This window comes from Staphylococcus chromogenes (genome assembly GCF_029024625.1).
GTDB lineage: Bacteria > Bacillota > Bacilli > Staphylococcales > Staphylococcaceae > Staphylococcus > Staphylococcus chromogenes.
Genome location: NZ_CP118953.1, coordinates 29,658 through 50,019 on the forward strand (window position 1 = coordinate 29,658; position 20,362 = coordinate 50,019).

Below are 20,362 nucleotides of genomic sequence, written 5' to 3' on the forward strand. Positions count from 1 at the left end.
TTCAAATTTGGGATAGCACTAAGGGGGAAGCGGGATGTCTAAAAAATCAAAGCAGGACAACGTTTCTAAAATTCAAGCTGATGTATGATGCTGACGCTACTCGCTGTAATTATTTTTGGTCTCACCTTATTATTTTTCATATCGCAACCAAAAGGAGTAGACATCGTCATTACTGCTGTCACAGGGGCACTCATCGCATTTCTCGTCGGTGTGGTCACTCTAAATGATGTGGTGACCGTGACACATATCGTATGGAATGCGACGCTCACATTTATCGCATTAATTATTATTTCTCTTATATTAGATGAAATCGGCTTTTTGAATGGGCAGCGCTTCATATGGCTCATGCTTCTCGAGGCAGTGGGTTTAAATGTTTCTCTATATGATGTTGTTAGGCGCTATTATAGCGGCGTTATTTGCGAATGATGGCGCAACGTTAATCTTAACGCCCATCGTTCTAGCTATGGTGCGACACCTTGGATTTAAAGCGCGGGCAGTCTTCCCTTTTGTGATTGCTTGTGGATTTATCGCAGATGCGACGTCACTACCATTTGCGATTAGTAATTTGGTGAACATCATTTCGGTAGACTACTTTCAAATAGGATTTACGGACTATCTCAAACACATGATAATACCGAACCTTTTTTCGCTAAGCGCGAACATCGTCGTCTCATGGCTATATTTTAAAAAAGCAGTGCCAAAATCTTTTGATGCAACACATATAAAAGCGTCGCATACAGCGATTAAAGATGTCACCCTCTTCCGACTCGCTTGGGTATCTTGATCTTGTTAATGATTGGCTATGTTTTGAGTGAATGGCTCAAAATGCCTGTCTCCTTCATCGCATGTACGGTGGCCGTGATCTTTTTAATCTGTGCGCGTCGGTCATCTGCTGTGAATATGGCAGCCGTCATGAAAGGCGCACCGTGGAATATCGTGTGCTTTTCAGTAGGCATGTATATCGTCGTTTATGGCCTCAAAAACGTGGGCATAACGCAACTCTTAGGCAATGTGCTCACATCCATTTCCAACTATGGATTATTAGGAAGTATTATGGGGATGGGCTTCATCTCGGCACTCCTCTCGTCCAGTATGAACAATCTACCGACCGTCTTAATTGATGCGATTGCGATCAGTCAAGCACAAGTATCAGGACACATTCAAGAGAGCATGATCTACGCGAACGTGATCGGTGCCGATTTAGGACCTAAAATCACGCCCATCGGTTCACTCGCGACGTTATTGTGGCTCCATGTGCTTAATCAAAAAGGCGTAAAGATCAGTTGGGGCCTGTACTTTAAAATAGGCATCGTCATCACCATGCGATTCATATAACAGGAGCCCAAAAAATAGGCTCCTGTTTTTTTTACGTTTATAGAAGAATATACAAAGAAAGTGCTTTGAACAAAAGAGACATTCATGACATATACATAACTGAAAATTGTGATACCGCATGAAGTGTGAATTTGATAAAATGATATGAATAAATGTGCAAAAAGCACTAAAAGTTATCCCCAAATATGTGCACAAAAGTGGAGAGTTATAAACAATCCACATGTTAATAACCCTTTTACTCACAAAGTTATACACATATACACAGACTTATTCACAATTATAGTGGATAAAATCGAAGTTTAGTGTTAAATAATTTATGCAAATTCGGTATAATGAGGATAAACCTGTGAGTAACTGAATAACTTGTGGATAACTCAAGAGTTATAAACAAACTGGAGGAAATTATGAAAATCACCATCATCGCAGTTGGAAAATTAAAAGAGAAATATTGGAAACAGGCTATTGCAGAATATGAAAAACGTTTAAGTGCCTATACAAAAATTGACATTATCGAAGTGCCAGATGAAAAAGCACCCGAAACTATGAGTGACAAAGAAATCGAGCAAGTGAAAGAAAAAGAAGGCCAACGCATCCTATCCAAAGTCAAACCTCAATCCACAGTCATCACACTAGAAATCCAGGGGAAAATGTTGAGTTCAGAAGGCCTCGCCAAAGAACTAGATCAACGCATGACACAAGGTGCAAGTGACTTTACCTTTATCATCGGAGGATCGAACGGCTTACACCAAGACGTCATGAAGCGCAGCAACTTTGCGTTATCATTCAGTAAAATGACTTTCCCACATCAAATGATGCGCGTCGTATTGTTAGAGCAAGTGTATCGGGCATTTAAGATAAACAGAGGGGAAGCTTATCACAAATAAAACTAAAAAAATAGATATTGAGCGATAATATATAATTAATATTTTTAAAAATTTTGAATGTATGAGCTTATTAGGTTCTACATTTTTAATTTTTGGTGTAAAAAACCAACTTATAAATAGTAATATTGTAGTACAAAAAGGAGATTTTCTACAATGACAATAATAATTCACCCGCTACAACATATTGAATCTGCAAATATGAATGATTTGCTTGATCATCTTCCGTTTAATTACTCTATATTAGAAGACTTACACTTTGCTTTTGAGGAAACTGACTCATTTTTTGATTTAACGAAAAGTCACGAAATCCGATATTGGAAAAATATGTTATTTAATCGTATGAATCTTCTAATTCGAAATTATACATACACGATATTCTACTATAATCAAGATATACCTGATGAAGTTTGGTATAAGAGGTCTGGTACCAAAGGACAATCAGTTGAATTTTTTCCTGATTTTAAAGAAGAAGACTATACTAAGCAATTTAATTTTAATTACTTTTCTGAATATTTCTTCTTACAAGGTTTTAGCATATTTGAATTGTTAGGACATATTATAGTAAATATTTACGACATACAATTAAAAATGAATGAAATAAGTTTTCATAAAGCAATAAACAAACTTAAAGAAAAAGATTTAGTAAAATTTTATGCACTTGATAAAATTCGTAATTCCAATGAATTTGATGATGCATCTAAACACAGAAACAACATTACACATAAACAGCATCCACAATTTATATCTTCAGGAATAACTAAATATGAAAATGGTATAGTTACAGCTGGTGTTGGAAATTACACTACGTCTCAAAAAGTTAAAGAAATAATGGATGGGATGTTAATGTGTTTAGAAAAGACAATAGAAATTTTAAATGAAAGTAAAGATTAAATTCTCTTTTAAAGATGTAATTTAAAGGATATTGAATAGAATCAGTAGCATTGTATATAAATGTAGTATCAGGGAGTGAGCAAGAAGCAAAATAAGATATGAAACTCTCAATGCTGCAGATTTGTAAATATTTAATGCTTACCCGATTTTTAATTTATATAAAAAATTAATGGAAAGTTGAGATTATGACGAAAAATACTTTTAGTTCACATTAATGATTGATATTAATGAATGTATAGATAAAATGGGTAGATTATATATTGGAGAAAATGAAAATTCTAAGGGTTTAACACAGGATTCTAGAGAATACTTTGAGCAAAATAATAAAAAAAGTAGCAATAAAAAGTACTATCCTAATTTACCTGACAAAAGTAATCGTAAAACGAGGGACTACAGAAATAAAATAACACATGAAGGTTTGAGTTTTTACCAGACTAGCCATATTGAAATCAATGGTTTAATTTTAGGTGGCCCACAGGAATTTATGACATTACAAAATGAGAAGGAAATAACTGACATAATAAGGTTATTAAAAGAAGATACAGATATATTAGATGAAGAACAGCAGCAACTAGATAATATTATCCAAAAACACCTCAAGTTAACTAAGTTTCCAAATGGTTAAAAAGGAGTGATGAAAATATAGAATGAGCTCATTATTAGAGTTCATTCTATATTTTTTTAGCAATATCATTGATAAGGGGAACGCGTGAAGAGATGGCAGATAAGATAGTTTTAGTACTCTGTAATTTTAGGTATAAGGTATATTATAACCGTTTTAGTCTATCCATCCATCGCCTACTCATTCTATTCTAGCTTATCCGCCCGACGCAATTTTCTGACTCATTCCAGCTTTGCCTATCCACCTATCGCCCTTTTCCTTCGTCACTCGGTCATGGAAGTTTGTATTTCTTGTTCAATTAAGTCGATACGTTTACTGATCAAATTCCGTTGTTCATTCAAGAATTCTAGGTGTGCGCGTAACACGCTTGGGACATCTATTTGGTTTTGATAAAGCATGTCTGTGTTTTTTCGGATTTCTTTTAATGGCATATTCAAATTGCTTAGGCACTGGATAAATTTAATCATTTCGATATCGTCGTCTGTGTATAAACGCTTGTTATTGCTATCTCTGTCGATGTGTTTCAAGATATTCTTTTTCTCGTAATAACGCAGTTTGCTTTTAGGTATATTGCAATAATCTGAGACATATTCAATGTAATATTGTTTCATGTAAGCATATCCTTTCTCTTAAACCAAGGTTTAACTGATATTGTAATCTATATAAACATGAATGAGGAGGAAAGACAATGAAAAAGGCTTTAATTGTTGTAACAAACATTGCGAAATACGATAATTTAGACAGACCTACAGGTGCGTGGTTCTCAGAGGTTACGCATTTTGCGAAGGACTTCTATGATGCAGGTTATGATGTTGATTTCGTAAGTCCGAACGGTGGATATGTACCTATTGATCCTGTCAGTCTTAGCCCTGAAATGATGAGTGTTGAGGACTGGGAATATTATACGGATCACGATTATATGAATCAATTTGGACAAACGTTATCTCCAAAAGAGGTTAATCCTAGCGACTATCAAGCCATTTACTTTGCAGGTGGACATGGTGCGATTTGGGATTTAAGAAATAACAAAGAACTTAACGACATTGCGTTAAGTATTTACAATAACCAAGGCGTTCTCTCTTCTGTATGTCATGGTGCGGCTGGTCTACTCGACATTAAAGAAAATGGCGATTACCTCGTTCGTCATAAAGACGTGACTGGTTTTACAAATAGTGAAGAACAAGCAAATGGTACAACTGAATACATGCCATATTTATTAGAAGACGAATTTATTAGTAACGGTGCACATTTTAAAAAAGAGAATGACTGGAGTAATTTCGCAGTCGTAGATGGTCGCATTGTCACTGGTCAAAATCCTCAATCAGGACATGCAGTTGCTGAACATGCTTTAAAAATCTTAGCTAATCAATAATTTTAAAAAGGAGCGATACACATGAAATCATTAATAATTGGCGCTCATGGTGGCGTTGGTCAACATCTCGTACGCAAACTCAAAGCACGAAACGTTGACTTTAATGCCGGTGTTAGAAAAGAAGAACAAGTTGAAGTTTTAAAAGCAGATGGTATTGATGCAACTTACATTGATGTTGCAAAACAATCTATTGATGAATTAATAGAATTATTTAAACCGTATGATCAAATCCTTTTTTCCGTCGGTTCTGGTGGAAGCACAGGTGACGATCAAACAATCATAGTAGATTTAGACGGTGCAGTGAAAGCAATTAAAGCAAGTGAACACGTCGGTCGTCAACACTTTGTTATGGTATCAACGTACGACTCACGTCGAGAAGCTTTTGATGCGTCAGGCGACTTGAAACCATATACCATTGCAAAACATTATGCGGATGACTACTTAAGACATGCAAATTTAAAATATACCATCGTACATCCAGGCACTTTAACAAACGAACATGAAACGCAACAATTCAATATGAGTGCGCAATTTGAAAATGTACAAAATCCGTCTATTACAAGAGAAGATGTAGCAGAAGTGCTTGTTTCTGTATTAACTGATGAAGCATTACAAGGTCACGAATTTCAAATCATCAATGGTGATTTGTCATTATCAGACGCTACGACTAAATATCTGGAGGAATAATAAATGAATAATCAACAAGTTGTACTTGCAAAACGACCACAAAGTATCCCTCAAGACGATGTATTTAGATTTGAAACAATAGAAACTCGAGAACCACATGCAGGTGAGGTTCAAGTAGAATCCATTTATGTATCTGTAGATCCTTACATGAGAGGCAGAATGAATGATACAAAAAGTTATGTTCAACCTTTCCAAGTGAATGAGCCATTACAAGGTCATATTGTTGGAAAAGTCACACAATCGAACGATGAACGTCTATCTGTCGGCGATTATGTCACAGGCATATTACCATGGAAAAAGATAAATACAGTGAATGGAGACGATGTGACCCCTGTGCCATCAAAAGATGTACCATTACATTTATATTTGAGTGTTTTAGGCATGCCGGGAATGACGGCCTATACAGGATTGCTTCAAATTGGTCAACCACAATCTGGCGAGACGGTTGTCGTGTCAGCTGCATCAGGTGCAGTAGGCTCTGTCGTAGGACAAATTGCTAAGATTAAAGGCGCAAAAGTTGTCGGTATTGCTGGTGGTAAGCAGAAAACAGCATATTTAACAGATGAATTAGGATTTGATGCGGCCATTGACTATAAACAAGATGATTTCGCACAGCAACTCGAAGCGGCTGTACCAGATGGTATTGATGTGTATTTTGAAAATGTAGGCGGCGCAATTTCTGATGAAGTGTTTAAACACTTAAATCGATTTGCACGCGTTCCGGTATGTGGTGCAATTTCAGCATATAATAATGAAAAAGACGATATTGGACCACGTATCCAAGGAACGTTGATTAAAAATCAAGCATTGATGCAAGGTTTTGTAGTAGCACAATTCGCTAATCATTTTAAAGAAGCAAGCGAACAACTCGCACAATGGGTGTCTGAAGGTAAAATTAAATTTGAAGTGACGATAGATGAAGGTTTTGACAATTTACCTTCTGCATTTAGAAAGTTATTCACAGGAGAGAATTTTGGTAAACAAGTTGTCAAAGTCGCTGAAGAATAGCAGAAGACTATGAAAAATATCATCGTAAGATTCATATTTAGTTTACTGTTTTATAAAAGTGGTGTTGCACACTTTAAAAATAAAGATATGTTTTTAAAAATCGTGCCGTCCTATTTACCTTTCAAACAAGCAATAGTTAAGTATTCGGGCATATTAGAATTTATAATTGCTTTTTATGTACTCAGTGCTAAAAATAGATCACGCGTAAGAAAAGTAGTACAAGGATTCCTTTGGCTCGTATTTCCTGCAAATATTTACGCTGCACGTAAGAACATCTCTTACAAAGATGAAAGAGATGAAACAGATAGTGTTAAGCAGCATGTCATTCGTTTACCATTACAATTTGTCATGGTCGCACTTGCGAAACTATTATAAGACTTATCATAGCCACGCCTGGAACATTATTTTTGTTCCAGGCGATTTTTTAATATTTACACTTAAAATCGACGTATATCAAATGATTCTCTTGACAACGCTTATGTGCTCTTTGTTTAAATAAGCTCATTTCAGACATTTACTTTTCAATTTTTCTATAGTGATAAGCTTCTAAATTAAGAAAAGCATAAGTTAATTTGCGTGTATGAGTATAAGAAGAAATAAAAAATGTATTTTATCATGTGATGCTATCGCAACATTGTAACATTAATGTAATAACGTGACCTGTAAGACAAATATGAGGAGGGTTTTTATGAAAAAAGTTTCTAACTTTATTTTAGCTAGTAGTTTAGTTTTGGGCTTTTTCGTAACGCCCGAATTATTTAATATCACTCAAGCACATGCGCAAGAATCTGTGAAACCTTATTATAGTTACAGTGGTTATACAGCAAATCAAAGTAATTTTATTCTAGATAAGAATTTTAAAACATATCAAAAAGCTAATTACTTCAAGATTAATAATCACAAGATTACTAAAAATGCATTAGCTAAAAATAATAAAGATTTACACGATCCAACATATTACGGGGTTTCTAATCATAAAACGAATGGTGTTTTCTTCTTATTAGACGGTAAGTCAGTGAGCAAAAAAAATTATTGAATCATTACGGTGAAGCAAAGTATACATCTACATCAGCCTGAGGCAAAGCATATATGTATAAAATAGAAAATGATGACTTTTAAAATATAAAGTTGTAGTAGATACATTGTAAAATTAACTTAAATTGCTCAAATACTTTTCAATAATATCAGAATATATATTAAATCGAAAGTGATTATATAGTACCAAAGTAAATATAGTACTAATTCCAGCTTATACAGGAAAGGGGAAAGAGTTTTTTTTATACTAGTGACATCATTAAAGCAAGTAAGATTATCCCCTTTTTTAGATAATTGTGATGATTCGTAGACTTAATTCATAATTTCTTGCTAATAAAGATTGAAAAGCTTTAAGAAGGGTACAATATTAAGTAAGAGACTTGGAGCTCTTGTCAATTAAGATAATGAGCAAGTGAGCTTGTTAAGTTAAAGATGAGCTGAGGTAAAGTTTACCTGCCCATCATTTTCTATTTGGAGGCTAAATATATGAAAAAAATATTATTAACAGGCGCTTCGGGATATATCGGTAGTCACTTAATGAATAAATTAAAAGATAACTATGAAATTATAGCTATTTCTAGAAATATAGAAAATAAATCAAATGAACACAATGTTACTTGGAAGGCAGCTGACTTGTTTGATTTAAATGAAATCACTGAGGTAATGGAGGATATTGATATCGCTATATATCTTGTCCATTCTATGATGCCTTCAGCTAAGTTGACGCAGGCGAGCTTTGAAGATATGGATGCATTATTAGCTGATAATTTTGCTAAAGCCGCAAGTTATAACAAAGTTCAGCATATTGTATTTATGAGTGGTTTGATACCTAATACAAATGAATTATCACCACATTTAAGAAGCCGTTTAGAGTGCGAACAGATTTTAGGATCATATGGTGTACCAGTAAGTACTTTAAGAGCTGGTTTGATTATAGGCTCTAAAGGAAGTTCTTACCCTATATTAAAAAAATTAGTAGAAAGATTACCTGGCCTGTTACTACCAAAATGGGCTTATAATACAACATTGCCAGTTGCAATAGACGACGTGATTGACGGTTTATATAAAATTGTAGAGCGTAATCCAAATGAGAACGAATCGATAGATATTGGTGGACCTAGTCATATGACTTATAAAGATCTATTCAAGCAAACTGCAGAGGTACTAGATAAACGATTACCTACGATAGATTTGCCTATTATTCCCATTTGGCTAAGTAAATATTGGGTGAAACTTATTTCAGGTGTTCCAAAAGAAATGGTCTATCCGTTAATGGATAGCTTAATTCATGATATGATTAGAAATGATGAAAATATTGTGAAAGACATTTCTATAGGCAAGATTGATTATAAGGAAAGTGTGCGTAATGCCTTGGAAGAAGAAACTAAGACACAAAAGAAAGGGAAGTCATCACGTAAGGGCAATATTAAAGATGTTAGAGCAATATCAAGGGTAGTCTTACCTAAAGATGTAAATATGATTCAATTGGCAGAATCATATGCAAATTTTTTAAATAGAATTACATTAAATGTCGTTAATAGTGATTTTAACGAAGATAACTTTACGATTAGTGTACCGTGTTTAAATAAGGAATTATTATTATTAAGTAAAGATTTTAAAGCTTCTAATAACGAGAGAATTTTATATCGAATTGTTGGTGGAGATTTCGCTTTAGATTCAGATGGTGGTAATGCGAGATTAGAGTTTAGAAGATTACCTAATAGTGACGCATGTATCATAGCGTTACAAGAATATGAACCGACGTTACCTTGGTGGGTATATAAGTATACCCAGGCAAAAGTTCATAAAAGTGTAATGAATCTTTTTAAATTCAAGATTAATATCCAAAAAACTAATAAAGGAGAATACTTTAATATGAAGAAATTTATTTTACCAATTGTTATTTCAGGTGCAATTGTTTTGAAAGTATATGGATTGAAAAAGTATTTAGCTAGAAAAAATAACATGTCTAATGCCGAACTATAGCTATTAGATATAATAGCTAGTTACTTTTACAAAAAAAAGAGGGGATCAACTATGAAAGCAAACGAGATAATTAAAACAATTATAAAAGTCATAACACCAATTACAGGTGGTAAATTTATAGGGAAATTTGCAGTGAAAAACGCGAGAAAAGATTATAAAAATAATGTTAAACCACCTTTTTCACCACCCGGCTATGTCTTTCCAATTGTGTGGCCAATACTTTATACAACGATGGGCGTAGCTTATGCATTAGTGACTAATAAATCTACTAGTAAGGCTTTGAAAGGTGCTTATTACTCACAATTAAGCCTGAATTATCTATGGTCGATATTATACTTCAAATATAAATTACGCTTTAGTGCGTTGATAGAGAGTGTTGTATTACTGGGCGCAGTAGTTACAACAACTGTAAAATTTTTCAATGTAAAAAAAGTTGCTGGCATTTTACTAGTTCCATATATGCTTTGGAGCGCTTTTGCTACTTATTTAACAGCTGGTAATTGGTATTTAAATAAAGATAACCCAAGCTATACAGCGAAATCTGAGCATTAAATTGATGAAAAAGATTATATATATTGCGCTATATTGGTTTATAGTTCAAATGATTATTGCTCAACTTGGTACTCGTATTAGTTATAAGTTCTTAGAAAAAGATAATAAGTATTTTCGAAGTTGGAATTTTGAACAAGAGGGTCAATTATGGCAACAATTAGTTAAAGTGCAATATTGGAAAGATCATTTGCCAGACGGTCAAAATCTTAACCCTAATATCAGTAGTAAAGCGACTTTCGATTTATCTAAAAATATGAATGATATACAGCGATTTATATTAGAAACTAGACGTGCAGAGGTGGTTCATCTGCTATCCATATTTCCTGTTATTGCGTTTTTTAAAGCGTCAAAAAGTGTTAAAATAATTAATTTTATATATGTCATTATTGCTAATGTGCCTTGTATGATTGTTCAGCGCTATAATCGCCCTAAGTTAATACGTATTTATAATAAATTACAAAAAAGAAAAGGTGATTAAATGGGAAATAAGAAAGTGGTTGTCATAGGAGGTGGCTTGGGAGGGATTGCCAGTGCAATTTGTATGGCTCAAGCAGGCTATCAAGTGGATTTATATGAACAAAATAAGCATATCGGTGGAAAGGTAAATAGGTTGGACATAGATGACTATGGATTTGATCTCGGCCCATCAATTTTAACCATGCCTAAAGTATTTCAAAGCTTATTTCAACGATGTAATGAAAGGCTAGAAGATTATGTTAGTATTCGTAAGTTAAGTTTACAGATTAGAAACGTTTATCCAGATGGCCAAATTTTAGATTTATATGAATCCATGGAAGATATGTTAACAAATAATGAATCGTTAACAAATAAAGATATAGAGCAACTTTCTTCGTTTTTTAGTTATGCACAAAAGATACATCAAGTGGCTGAAAAAAGCTACTTTGATAAGGGGTTAGATACGATGTATGCAATCATTCGTTATCATGGTCCATTTTCAGCTTTAAAACAATTCGACTATTTTCACACAATGCAACAAGCCATTAATAAAAGGGTGGATAACCATTATTTAAGAGAAATGCTAGGTTATTTCATAAAATATGTCGGCTCCTCATCTTATGATGCTCCGGCTGTATTGAGTTTATTACCTCAAATGCAACATGAGGAAGGTTTGTGGTACGTAGATGGTGGCATTCATAAGTTAGCGGAAGCGATGGAACAATTAGCGAGAAAATTAGGTGTGGGCATACATTTTAACACCCCTGTAAAACGTATCAATTATAATAGTCAAAATAAGGTGACAGGGATAACAATAGAAAGTAATAAGGAAATATATGCAGATTACATTATATCTAATATGGAAGTAATCCCTGTTTATAAGTATTTATTGAATTTTGATGCAAACCAAATAAACAAATTGGAACGTAAATTTGAGCCAGCTAGTTCAGGTTATGTCATGCATCTTGGTGTGGACAAAAGTTATCCAGAGCTTCAACATCATAACTTTTTCTTTTCAAGTAATTCTAAAGTTAATTATGATCAAGTTTTTCACCAGTATGTTTTGCCTGAAGATCCGACTATTTATGTGGTGAATACAAATAAAACAGATAAGACACAGGCGCCAGAGGGACACGAGAATATAAAAATATTGCCACACATACCGTACATTCAGAGTAAGTCATTTAGTGAAGCAGAATATCTGCAATTCCGAGAACGTATATTGGATAAATTAGAGTCCATGGGGTTGAAAGATTTGAGAAAGCATATTGTATATGAAGACGTATGGACACCACATGATATAGAAAATACATACAATTCTAATAAAGGAGCTATATATGGCGTAGTATCCAATAAGAAGAAAAATAAAGGTTTTAAATTTCCTAAAAAAAGTCAGTACTTCAAAAATTTGTACTTTGTAGGTGGTTCTGTAAATCCTGGCCCTGGTATGCCTATGGTCACTTTGAGTGGTATGCAAGTAGCAGAAGCTATTATTAATGGAGAAAGTAGTTGAGGCTGAATGATACTTTATATAATAGCAATAGTATTGACGATACTATCACTAATAAGTGGCATGTGTATGTATGCGCGTCGAGCGATTATAAATAACTCCGGAAAAGAAAGAGGTCAGACAGCCGTCAGTGTTATTGTACCTGCTAGAAATGAAGCGGAGAACTTACCTAAATTACTTAACAGTATAAGTAAAGAGCAAGAAATAGAAGTAATTGTTATGGATGATGGTTCAACTGATGAGACACAAGTTGTTGCTAGATATTATGGTGCGAGCGTATATACTGTTGAAAATGATACTACATGGCAAGGTAAGTCACATGCTTGTTGGCAAGGTAGCAAATATGCAACGCATGATTTATTGATGTTTGTTGATGCTGATGTTCAGTTTACTTGTGATGATAGTATTCAAAATATAGCCAATCAATATGATTTACAAGGTGGTAAAGGTTTGTTATCAATACAACCTTATCACAAGATAAAAAAGCTATATGAAAATATATCGGCGATTTTTAATTTAATGACAATCGTAGGTATGAATCAATTTTCAATCACGAAATCAGCAAATAATGAGCAAGGCGCGTTTGGACCCGTCCTTGTGACAAATAAGCAAGATTATAAATTGACACAAGGACATTTGAAAGCTAAAAACCATATCATTGAAGGTTTTGCAATAAGTAAGGCATATCATGAATATGATTTGCCAGTGAATTTGCATGAAGGTCAAGGTGTGGTCAATTTTAGAATGTATCCTCAAGGATATAAAGCTCTATTAGAAGGGTGGAACAAACACTTTGCACTTGGCTCTCAAGTAACTAAAAAGTCTACGCTTACGTTTGTATTTTTATGGCTTTTTGGTTCACTTGTAACAGTATTAGCGATAATTTTTTCAATTAATTTAGGCTTGTTATATATATTATTAGCTATTACTTTATATTTTATATATGCGGTACAGTTTCACATGTTTATTCGGAGAACAGGAAATTTTAATCTCGTTGCGAGTTTATGTCATCCACTGCTCTTCATATGCTTTGTCGTGATATTTTTTAAATCATGGTTAGATATCAATGTATTCAAACGTATATATTGGAAAGACCGTAGAATAGATTTATAGCTTAGTTTTTTATACAAATGGCAAGAAGTTCTAGGCTTACTTAGGAGGCCAATAAATGAATCAATTAGAGAGAGATTATAACCATTGTCACAATATAATGAAAGAACATTCAAAAACGTTCTCATATGCCTTTGATTTTTTGGATCTAAAAAGGAAAAAAGCAATTTGGGCTATTTATGCAGTTTGCAGAATTATAGATGACAGTATTGATAAATACAAAGACCTTGAGCAATTAGACGGCATAGCTAGAGATTTAGATGTGATTTATAGCGATTGTGATTATATTCAAGCGTATCAAAGTGATGCAGCTATTATGAATGCTTTAAGTAATACATTGAATACATATTCAATACCTAAAAAGCCTTTTGAATCTCTTATTCAATATGTGAAAGAAGATTTAGATTTAAAAGTAATCCAAACTGATTCAGATTTATACGATTATTGCTATGGTGTTGCAGGTACTGTCGGGGAATTGTTAACTCCTATATTAGCTTCATCAAATAAAAATAGTTTTGAGCAAGCTAAAGAAGCTGCGATTGCTTTAGGTAAGGCACTGCAAATAACTAATATTTTAAGAGATGTTGGTGAAGATTTTCAAAATGGAAGAATTTACCTTAGTGCAGAAAAGTTAGTTGAATATCAAGTTGATTTGCAATCTGTATATCATGAAGGCATTACGTCAAATTATATTCAACTATGGGAAAGTTATGCTTTAAAGGCAGTTAGTTTATATGATATTGCATTAAATGGTATCAATTATTTTGATACAGAGGTACGTTACATTATCGAACTAGCTGCGACTGCCTATCTTGAAATACTTGAGGAAGTTAGAAAATCAAACTATAGCTTGCATAAGAAAGTATACGTGAGTAAATTGAAAAAAATGAAAATTTATCGTGAAATCAGTGAGAAATATAATAGGAGTGAACCTTTATGAAAATTGCGGTTATAGGCGGTGGTGTTTCAGGGTTAGCTGCAGCTTCAAGATTAGCAGCAAACGGTCACCAAGTAGATTTATATGAAAAAAACCAACAGATAGGCGGCAGGATGAATCAAATTAAGCAAGATGGTTTTACATTTGATATGGGACCAACTATTGTAATGATGCCTGAGATTTATCGAGATGTTTTTAATTATGCAAAAAAAAATATGAATGATTACTTGGAAATTAAACAATTATCACATATATATGATGTTTATTTTAGTGAAACAGATCAAATTCGCGTTCCTACAGATCTTGCTCAATTAAGAGAAATGCTCGAAAGTATTGAACCTAACTCTACACATGGTTTTATGTCCTTTTTAACAGATATATACGAAAGGTACGAAATAGCACGAAAATATTTTCTAGAGCGTACGTTTAGGAAGCCTACAGATTTTTATAATCCTTTTACAATATATCAAGGTATAAAACTTAAAACTTTTGATAAAGCAGATAATTTAATTGAAAAATATGTTGATAATGAAAAAATTCAAAAAATCTTAGCATTTCAAACATTATATATAGGTATCGATCCTAAACGAAGTCCCTCATTGTATTCAATTATACCTATGATAGAGTTGATGTTTGGTGTTCATTTTATAAAAGGTGGTATGTATAGCTTTGTTAAAGCACTTCAAACACTAAATGAAGAATTGAGTACTCAAATTTATACAAACGCAAATGTTGAAGAAATAATCATTGATAGCAGGTATAAGCGTGCGGAAGGTCTAAAAGTAAATGGACGTATAGAAAAGTATGACAAAATAATTTGTACTGCTGATTTTCCATATGCTACTTCATCTTTAATTAAAAAGGAACATCATCCTAAGAAGTATACGACACAGAAAATTGATAATATGGACTATTCTTGCTCAGCCTTTTTAATGTACATAGGGGTTGATAAAGATTTATCTGAAGATATCTTGTTACATAATGTTATATTTTCAAAGGATTTTGACAATAATATCAATGAAATATTTTCCGGGGAAATATCCCAAGATCCATCAATATATGTATACGCTCCTAGTGTGGAAGATCAGTCGTTAGCGCCAGAAGGTCAAACAGGTATTTATGTGCTGATGCCCGTTTCAGAATTGAAAACAAGTAATACGGATTGGTCTGATGAGTCAACAATCACACAAGTGAAAGATATTATTTACAATAAGCTTTCTACGATTAAAGCGTTAAAAGATTTGAAAAAGCAAGTTGTGACAGAAATTATTTATACGCCTAAGGATTTTGAAGGAGATTATAATGCTAAATTTGGAGCAGCCTTTGGTTTAATGCCTACTTTAGCGCAAAGTAACTATTACAGACCGCCTAATGTGAGCAGAGATTACAAAAATTTGTATTTTGCTGGAGCTAGTGTTCATCCGGGGGCAGGAGTGCCAATTGTACTGACGAGTGCTAAAATTACAGTTGATGCTATGTTAGAAGATATTAATAATGGTATATAAAAAACGGGAGTGGGACAGAAATCAAATTTTCTAATATAGATTTCGTAGTCCCACCCCGGCAAGGGTGACTAGGATTGAAAAAAGCTTGATATAATCGCATTTTCAATTCAGTCACCTACTGCCAAATTGAAAACGAGCCTGAGACATCTATTTATGTCCCAGGCTCGCCTTTTTAACTAATCGAACGTAATGGTTTGTGGTGCGTCTAATTTTTTATCGTTCATAATTTTTATGGATTTTGGTATTACTTTAATTACACACAAGTTTGGATCATCCTTAGAGTCAAAAAAGGACTTATCTTGTTTGTTCCAAATCCAATCAATAGTCTCTTGATCTTTCAGTATTTCAACATTAGCATCAATTTCTAGAAAACTACGATTATTCGTTTCATCGTAACCTATAAGTACATGAGCTTTGGGATTATCTTTAAATTCAGCAATTTTTTTAGACTCAATGCTTGTCTTAGTATAAAGTGTGTGTCTATCATTATAAAATACCATGTATCTACTATTAGGTGTATTGTTATGTGCAGTAGATAGGACACCTATTTTTGATGTATTTAATATATTTTCAATTTCATTTTGTAATTGTTCGTTATTCATAATTTAATCACCTCTGATAATAATATACCCTGAAGTTACCTATAATATGTAAGGTATTAAAATTTATTTTATTTTTTAGTGAATTATACAAAAGTTAAAACGGGTATATGATTGAAAACACAATCTTAAGTTAAAGGACAATTATAAAGTGAATTTGTATGAAACAAGCTGGGAGGCAATAAAATGCATTTAGGAGTCATACTTAACAGAGTTTTTAGAACGAAAGATAATCCACTTTTTCAATATATAGTGAAGCATCAAAATGAGATAAATAAATTGTATTTTATCTTACCTTTAGAAGATTTAACTGACGCATCAGAAGTAAAACGTGACTATTACTATAAAGTTGTAAAAGGATTTGTAAATGCTTTAGATAAGCATGATATACAACCTTATATTGTCACATACGAAAAGCTAGGTGAATTAGCAGAAACATTGGCGTTATCTCACGTATTAGTAGCAAAAGATATTATGAGTTATCACAAAGAAATATATGACTATCCTCATGTAAAAAAGGCTTTTGAAAATCACCAAGTTACAGTAATTGGACAGCGCGTGAATCATTATTTTGAGCCAACAAAGATTTTTAATAAACAGCAACAGCCTTATAAAGTATTTACTAGTTTTTATAAAGCAAATCGTCAGGACTTAGTACACACCCCTAAAAAAAAGTTATTAATTTAAGCAGTTGTCTCAAATTGCGGAAAAGGGTTCAAATCAAAGTGACTTAAAATTTGAAAATAATAAAGATATAGAAAAGTTAGCGCGTAAAGCTTGGGATGATTTTTTAAATGGTGACATAGCTCATTATGATAAATTAACTGACGATGTGTCGCAGGATTTTGTAAGTGGATTAGGTAAATATTTAGCATATGGACTACTCGATATTCGTGAAATTATAAATGATTTACTTGAAGATTATGAGAGCGATGAAAAAAATTATGAAGCTTTTATAAGAGAGGTTCTATTCCGTGAATTTTATTATGTGTTAATGACACAGTATCCAGAAACGGCAACTAAATCTTTTTCTGAAAAATATCGAAACATGCAATGGTCGTATAATAAAACACATTTTGAAGTATGGAAAAAAGGTCAAACTGGTTACCCAATCGTTGATGCTGCAATGAAGATGCTGAATCGTACAGGATATATGCATAATCGCTTACGAATGCTCGTATCACAATTTTTAACGAAAAATTTATTTATTGATTGGACTTGGGGGAGGAGTACTTTAGACAGTATTTGATAGATTATGATAATGCATCTAATGTACATGGATGGCAGTGGTCAGCATCAACTGGAACAGATGCAGTGCCTTATTTCAGAATGTTTAATCCTATACGTCAAAGTGAGCGTTTTGATGCGCAAGGGTATTTTATTAAAACACAGCTAGAAATATTTAATGATGTGAGCAGTAAATACATTCATGATCCAACTAAATATAAAGACAAGTTACAAGAAATTTATCATATTGAAATTGGAAAAGATTATCCACAGACTATCGTGAATTATAAAAATAGTAGAGATTATGTTATGGATAAATTTAAGAAATTTTGACATATCATCCAATAAAAAGGAGTGATTCATTTGTTGAAAAATGAAATACATCGTATTTATTTAGAAAAAAATAATAATGAGGTAACTATTAATAGATTTAATGTGACATATCACTATACTATATTAGAACAAATTAATGATTTGCCACAATACGGTTATGCAGTTTTAAACCATTTATATGCTAATCCTGGTTTAGAGGCAGACTTCGAGCGTGTGTTCTTAAATAGAGATAAACATCTAGAGAATACTGAAGGGTTTGAAAATCTATTATTTCTAAAGCCACATAGTACACATGAACATCATGTTATCATTACGTTTTGGCAAGACGAAGCAGCTTACAAACATTGGCAAGAGTCTCAGGAATATAAAGCATCCCATAAAAATAGAGGAACCAAGCAAGGTGCTGATAAATCTATTGTAAACAGAAATCTATCATTTAATATTAGTTTAGAATTTAAATAACATAATTTTTTAATTAAATGATATTTCTACAAACATATAGGCGAGTTATTTAAATACTAACTTGCCTATTTTTTAAGCGATATAAAAATTTTAGCAAAATCACTGATAAGGGGAAGCCTATCATAACAGATGCGGTTTTAAATAATTTAGGAAAGTTAAAATAGTGAATATTCAGGGGGGATGGAACAATGAGGTATTGGGTTATTCCGTGTAATGTAAAAGATTACGATGTTATAAGTGCATTCGAAAAACTAAATGAAGTCGATTGGAAACAGAGCAATAATATGAAATCAGCAGAGAGTGGGGATACAGTTTTAATTTATCTTTCTCGTCCATACTCTTGTATTAAATACATATGTAAGATCAAAAAAGTAAACAAGTCTAAGCCTACAATTGATGATAGTGGTTATGTTAAGAACGGTAGAAATTATAATAATTATGGTAATTACATGCAACTTGAATTAATTGATAGTATAAATGAATCACTATTAACCCGTGAAAACTTAAAACTAAACGGTCTAAAGGGAAATATCCAGGAACCAAGATCATTAAAAGATAACTCGCTAGTGTACATATTAGAAAAATTATCTTCTTTTCAAGAGATGCAAGTGAAAATGAACCTGAACTCGAAAATTTTGTGTATAAAGAAGGAAAATTCAAGTTAGATATGGAGTGAAATTTGAACGTAATCCTCAATTAAGGCAAAAAGCAATTGAAATTCATGGAACGACTTGTAAAGTTTGTAACTTTAATTTTGAAAAAATGTATGGTGATATTGGAAAAGAATTCATCGAAATTCATCACATTAAACCGATGTATTCCATTAGAAGAGAAATTTCTGTCAATCCAGAGACAGATTTAGTTCCATTATGTTCTAATTGTCATAAAATGATACATAGAAAAAGAGACAAACCTCTGACAGTAGAAGAATTGAAAAATAAAAATAAACTATTTTATTTACTCTAATTCAGATGATTCATCATCATATGATGTAATTGACCTTTCTAAACCATATAGAAACTCTTTAGATCATTGTTTAGAAGCAATCCCACAAAAAATAAAAATCGAAGAAAATTATGTTACTAATATCATTGATTATATTAAGTACTTTGGTGAAAATTTATCTGACACTCATTCTGAGTTAATTTATAAATATTATTTATAAATAAACAGAGCATCCTGAACTTTACAATGAGGGATGCTCTCAATATTTTATTTCTTGCTATTACTTAATGTATATTAAAACTATCTAGGATTACTATTAGCTTTCTTCTTTTATTTATATCAGGGGTTCTTACAAAAGTGAGATTATTCCTTTTTATTTTCTTTAATTTCTCTAATTCGATATTCGTATTATACCGAGCCCAATTAAACATATCATCAGTCATATTTTTATGGCTTAAGGTTTTTAAATACAGCTCTTCTTTAGGTGGGTTATACTTACATGTATTGGTGTATTGTTTGTCTTTAGTATAATTTATGGGGATATGATTATTATTATTTATAATTTCTTCTAATTTCGAATAAAACTCATTCAAGCTATTATCATTAGTTATGCAACTTAATAGGGTATATGAGATATTGTTTAAATACTTAGAACTAAAGTCATTGTTTTTTATATTTAAAGTAGTTAGGTAATACTCTGAATTATTATGAAGAATAAGTTGGAAATTTAAGTTTTCTCGATCCCAAGCATCAAAGTAAATAATTATATGTATGCTGTTAAAAACTCCAGTATATTTAACTGCTGTAGTTTCTTTAGGGGAATTTAAACTAAAGTAATCTTTTAATAATTTATCGTAAGTTTTCTTATTCATTGGCCCACCTCTTTTTTATAGAATATCATAACGT

General features: G+C 32.5%; 23 protein-coding genes and 3 pseudogenes. 23 read left to right on the forward strand and 3 right to left on the reverse strand.

Annotation, left to right across the window (positions count from 1 at the left end; genetic code table 11):
* Window positions 1-87: 87 nt before the first annotated feature.
* The 6 genes from PYW36_RS00135 (at window position 88) to PYW36_RS00160 (ending at window position 3,735) form a co-directional block, all read left to right on the forward strand.
* Window positions 88-426 (forward strand): ArsB/NhaD family transporter, encoded by a 339-nt coding sequence (locus tag PYW36_RS00135; RefSeq protein WP_275113503.1) that lies wholly within the window; start codon window positions 88-90, stop codon window positions 424-426.
* Window positions 371-784 carry an ArsB/NhaD family transporter gene (locus PYW36_RS00140; RefSeq protein WP_258026753.1) on the forward strand — a complete coding sequence of 138 codons (414 nt, stop codon included), beginning with the start codon at window positions 371-373 and terminating at the stop codon, window positions 782-784. The genes PYW36_RS00135 and PYW36_RS00140 overlap by 56 nt, the downstream gene beginning before the upstream one ends.
* Before the next feature lie 41 nt (window positions 785-825).
* Window positions 826-1,335: an ArsB/NhaD family transporter gene (locus tag PYW36_RS00145; protein ID WP_338140811.1), complete on the forward strand. Its 510-nt coding sequence runs from the start codon at window positions 826-828 to the stop codon at window positions 1,333-1,335.
* Window positions 1,336-1,739: 404 nt separating this feature from the next.
* Window positions 1,740-2,219, forward strand: a complete 480-nt coding sequence (rlmH, locus tag PYW36_RS00150; protein ID WP_103159115.1) for a 23S rRNA (pseudouridine(1915)-N(3))-methyltransferase RlmH — start codon at window positions 1,740-1,742, stop codon at window positions 2,217-2,219.
* A gap of 153 nt (window positions 2,220-2,372) precedes the next feature.
* Entirely contained in the window at window positions 2,373-3,110 is a 738-nt protein-coding gene (locus tag PYW36_RS00155; protein WP_103159114.1) for a Cthe_2314 family HEPN domain-containing protein, read from the forward strand.
* A gap of 214 nt (window positions 3,111-3,324) precedes the next feature.
* Window positions 3,325-3,735, forward strand: a complete 411-nt coding sequence (locus PYW36_RS00160) for a hypothetical protein (RefSeq protein ID WP_103159113.1) — start codon at window positions 3,325-3,327, stop codon at window positions 3,733-3,735.
* Window positions 3,736-3,995: 260 nt separating this feature from the next.
* Here PYW36_RS00160 and PYW36_RS00165 read toward each other — a convergent pair whose 3' ends face one another.
* Complete coding sequence (locus PYW36_RS00165) at window positions 3,996-4,343, reverse strand: MerR family transcriptional regulator (protein ID WP_037576453.1); 348 nt, start codon at window positions 4,341-4,343, stop codon at window positions 3,996-3,998.
* 77 nt (window positions 4,344-4,420) lie between these two features.
* Here PYW36_RS00165 and PYW36_RS00170 point away from each other — a divergent pair, with 77 nt between their 5' ends.
* From PYW36_RS00170 to PYW36_RS00230, 13 genes and pseudogenes are all read left to right on the forward strand, one after another.
* Complete coding sequence (locus PYW36_RS00170; protein WP_103159112.1) at window positions 4,421-5,104, forward strand: type 1 glutamine amidotransferase domain-containing protein; 684 nt, start codon at window positions 4,421-4,423, stop codon at window positions 5,102-5,104.
* A gap of 21 nt (window positions 5,105-5,125) precedes the next feature.
* Window positions 5,126-5,791, forward strand: a complete 666-nt coding sequence (locus PYW36_RS00175) for an SDR family oxidoreductase (RefSeq protein ID WP_037576449.1) — start codon at window positions 5,126-5,128, stop codon at window positions 5,789-5,791.
* A gap of 3 nt (window positions 5,792-5,794) precedes the next feature.
* Window positions 5,795-6,799 (forward strand): NADP-dependent oxidoreductase, encoded by a 1,005-nt coding sequence (locus tag PYW36_RS00180; protein WP_037576448.1) that lies wholly within the window; start codon window positions 5,795-5,797, stop codon window positions 6,797-6,799.
* Window positions 6,800-6,808: 9 nt separating this feature from the next.
* Window positions 6,809-7,174, forward strand: coding sequence for a DoxX family protein (locus PYW36_RS00185; protein WP_103159111.1), 366 nt, complete (start codon window positions 6,809-6,811; stop codon window positions 7,172-7,174).
* 313 nt (window positions 7,175-7,487) lie between these two features.
* Window positions 7,488-7,873: pseudogene (gene isaB, locus PYW36_RS00190) on the forward strand (immunodominant staphylococcal antigen IsaB family protein); the annotation flags it as partial.
* Between the two features lie 137 nt (window positions 7,874-8,010).
* A pseudogene (locus PYW36_RS00195) lies at window positions 8,011-8,128 on the forward strand (hypothetical protein); the annotation flags it as partial.
* A 192-nt stretch (window positions 8,129-8,320) separates the two neighbouring features.
* Complete coding sequence (locus tag PYW36_RS00200) at window positions 8,321-9,820, forward strand: NAD-dependent epimerase/dehydratase family protein (protein ID WP_103159110.1); 1,500 nt, start codon at window positions 8,321-8,323, stop codon at window positions 9,818-9,820.
* 51 nt (window positions 9,821-9,871) lie between these two features.
* Entirely contained in the window at window positions 9,872-10,372 is a 501-nt protein-coding gene (locus PYW36_RS00205; protein WP_002467556.1) for a TspO/MBR family protein, read from the forward strand.
* A 4-nt stretch (window positions 10,373-10,376) separates the two neighbouring features.
* Complete coding sequence (locus PYW36_RS00210; RefSeq protein ID WP_021459573.1) at window positions 10,377-10,850, forward strand: glycosyl-4,4'-diaponeurosporenoate acyltransferase CrtO family protein; 474 nt, start codon at window positions 10,377-10,379, stop codon at window positions 10,848-10,850.
* Window positions 10,851-12,341 (forward strand): phytoene desaturase family protein, encoded by a 1,491-nt coding sequence (locus PYW36_RS00215; protein ID WP_103159109.1) that lies wholly within the window; start codon window positions 10,851-10,853, stop codon window positions 12,339-12,341.
* Between the two features lie 66 nt (window positions 12,342-12,407).
* Window positions 12,408-13,451 carry a glycosyltransferase family 2 protein gene (locus tag PYW36_RS00220; RefSeq protein WP_037576435.1) on the forward strand — a complete coding sequence of 348 codons (1,044 nt, stop codon included), beginning with the start codon at window positions 12,408-12,410 and terminating at the stop codon, window positions 13,449-13,451.
* A gap of 55 nt (window positions 13,452-13,506) precedes the next feature.
* Window positions 13,507-14,388 carry a phytoene/squalene synthase family protein gene (locus PYW36_RS00225; protein ID WP_103159108.1) on the forward strand — a complete coding sequence of 294 codons (882 nt, stop codon included), beginning with the start codon at window positions 13,507-13,509 and terminating at the stop codon, window positions 14,386-14,388.
* Window positions 14,385-15,890 carry a phytoene desaturase family protein gene (locus PYW36_RS00230; protein ID WP_103159107.1) on the forward strand — a complete coding sequence of 502 codons (1,506 nt, stop codon included), beginning with the start codon at window positions 14,385-14,387 and terminating at the stop codon, window positions 15,888-15,890. The genes PYW36_RS00225 and PYW36_RS00230 overlap by 4 nt, the downstream gene beginning before the upstream one ends.
* 176 nt (window positions 15,891-16,066) lie before the next feature.
* On the opposite strand, the gene PYW36_RS00235 is transcribed toward PYW36_RS00230, so the two are convergent.
* Window positions 16,067-16,492, reverse strand: coding sequence for a pyridoxamine 5'-phosphate oxidase family protein (locus PYW36_RS00235; protein ID WP_103159106.1), 426 nt, complete (start codon window positions 16,490-16,492; stop codon window positions 16,067-16,069).
* A gap of 183 nt (window positions 16,493-16,675) precedes the next feature.
* Between PYW36_RS00235 and PYW36_RS00240 the strand changes: the two are divergent.
* From PYW36_RS00240 to PYW36_RS00255, 4 genes and pseudogenes are all read left to right on the forward strand, one after another.
* Window positions 16,676-18,049: pseudogene (locus PYW36_RS00240) on the forward strand (cryptochrome/photolyase family protein).
* A 21-nt stretch (window positions 18,050-18,070) separates the two neighbouring features.
* Window positions 18,071-18,511 carry an antibiotic biosynthesis monooxygenase family protein gene (locus PYW36_RS00245; RefSeq protein WP_232160188.1) on the forward strand — a complete coding sequence of 147 codons (441 nt, stop codon included), beginning with the start codon at window positions 18,071-18,073 and terminating at the stop codon, window positions 18,509-18,511.
* Between the two features lie 188 nt (window positions 18,512-18,699).
* On the forward strand, window positions 18,700-19,176 hold the full coding sequence (locus PYW36_RS00250) for a hypothetical protein (protein ID WP_229717309.1): 477 nt from the start codon (window positions 18,700-18,702) through the stop codon (window positions 19,174-19,176).
* Between the two features lie 7 nt (window positions 19,177-19,183).
* Window positions 19,184-19,477 (forward strand): HNH endonuclease, encoded by a 294-nt coding sequence (locus PYW36_RS00255; protein WP_229717308.1) that lies wholly within the window; start codon window positions 19,184-19,186, stop codon window positions 19,475-19,477.
* 263 nt (window positions 19,478-19,740) lie between these two features.
* Here PYW36_RS00255 and PYW36_RS00260 read toward each other — a convergent pair whose 3' ends face one another.
* Complete coding sequence (locus tag PYW36_RS00260) at window positions 19,741-20,328, reverse strand: hypothetical protein (protein ID WP_103159105.1); 588 nt, start codon at window positions 20,326-20,328, stop codon at window positions 19,741-19,743.
* Between the last annotated feature and the right edge of the window lie 34 nt (window positions 20,329-20,362).

Excerpts from the sequence above, each read along its gene's own strand:
- PYW36_RS00135 (WP_275113503.1), top strand. The coding sequence starts at position 88 with ATGCTGACGCTACTCGCTGTAATTATTTTTGGTCTCACCTTATTATTT.
- PYW36_RS00140 (WP_258026753.1), top strand. The coding sequence starts at position 371 with ATGTTTCTCTATATGATGTTGTTAGGCGCTATTATAGCGGCGTTATTT.
- PYW36_RS00145 (WP_338140811.1), top strand. The coding sequence starts at position 826 with ATGCCTGTCTCCTTCATCGCATGTACGGTGGCCGTGATCTTTTTAATC.
- rlmH (WP_103159115.1), top strand. The coding sequence starts at position 1,740 with ATGAAAATCACCATCATCGCAGTTGGAAAATTAAAAGAGAAATATTGG.
- PYW36_RS00155 (WP_103159114.1), top strand. The coding sequence starts at position 2,373 with ATGACAATAATAATTCACCCGCTACAACATATTGAATCTGCAAATATG.
- PYW36_RS00160 (WP_103159113.1), top strand. The coding sequence starts at position 3,325 with ATGATTGATATTAATGAATGTATAGATAAAATGGGTAGATTATATATT.
- PYW36_RS00165 (WP_037576453.1), bottom strand. The coding sequence starts at position 4,343 with ATGAAACAATATTACATTGAATATGTCTCAGATTATTGCAATATACCT.
- PYW36_RS00170 (WP_103159112.1), top strand. The coding sequence starts at position 4,421 with ATGAAAAAGGCTTTAATTGTTGTAACAAACATTGCGAAATACGATAAT.
- PYW36_RS00175 (WP_037576449.1), top strand. The coding sequence starts at position 5,126 with ATGAAATCATTAATAATTGGCGCTCATGGTGGCGTTGGTCAACATCTC.
- PYW36_RS00180 (WP_037576448.1), top strand. The coding sequence starts at position 5,795 with ATGAATAATCAACAAGTTGTACTTGCAAAACGACCACAAAGTATCCCT.
- PYW36_RS00185 (WP_103159111.1), top strand. The coding sequence starts at position 6,809 with ATGAAAAATATCATCGTAAGATTCATATTTAGTTTACTGTTTTATAAA.
- PYW36_RS00200 (WP_103159110.1), top strand. The coding sequence starts at position 8,321 with ATGAAAAAAATATTATTAACAGGCGCTTCGGGATATATCGGTAGTCAC.
- PYW36_RS00205 (WP_002467556.1), top strand. The coding sequence starts at position 9,872 with ATGAAAGCAAACGAGATAATTAAAACAATTATAAAAGTCATAACACCA.
- PYW36_RS00210 (WP_021459573.1), top strand. The coding sequence starts at position 10,377 with ATGAAAAAGATTATATATATTGCGCTATATTGGTTTATAGTTCAAATG.
- PYW36_RS00215 (WP_103159109.1), top strand. The coding sequence starts at position 10,851 with ATGGGAAATAAGAAAGTGGTTGTCATAGGAGGTGGCTTGGGAGGGATT.
- PYW36_RS00220 (WP_037576435.1), top strand. The coding sequence starts at position 12,408 with ATGTATGCGCGTCGAGCGATTATAAATAACTCCGGAAAAGAAAGAGGT.
- PYW36_RS00225 (WP_103159108.1), top strand. The coding sequence starts at position 13,507 with ATGAATCAATTAGAGAGAGATTATAACCATTGTCACAATATAATGAAA.
- PYW36_RS00230 (WP_103159107.1), top strand. The coding sequence starts at position 14,385 with ATGAAAATTGCGGTTATAGGCGGTGGTGTTTCAGGGTTAGCTGCAGCT.
- PYW36_RS00235 (WP_103159106.1), bottom strand. The coding sequence starts at position 16,492 with ATGAATAACGAACAATTACAAAATGAAATTGAAAATATATTAAATACA.
- PYW36_RS00250 (WP_229717309.1), top strand. The coding sequence starts at position 18,700 with ATGAGGTATTGGGTTATTCCGTGTAATGTAAAAGATTACGATGTTATA.
- PYW36_RS00260 (WP_103159105.1), bottom strand. The coding sequence starts at position 20,328 with ATGAATAAGAAAACTTACGATAAATTATTAAAAGATTACTTTAGTTTA.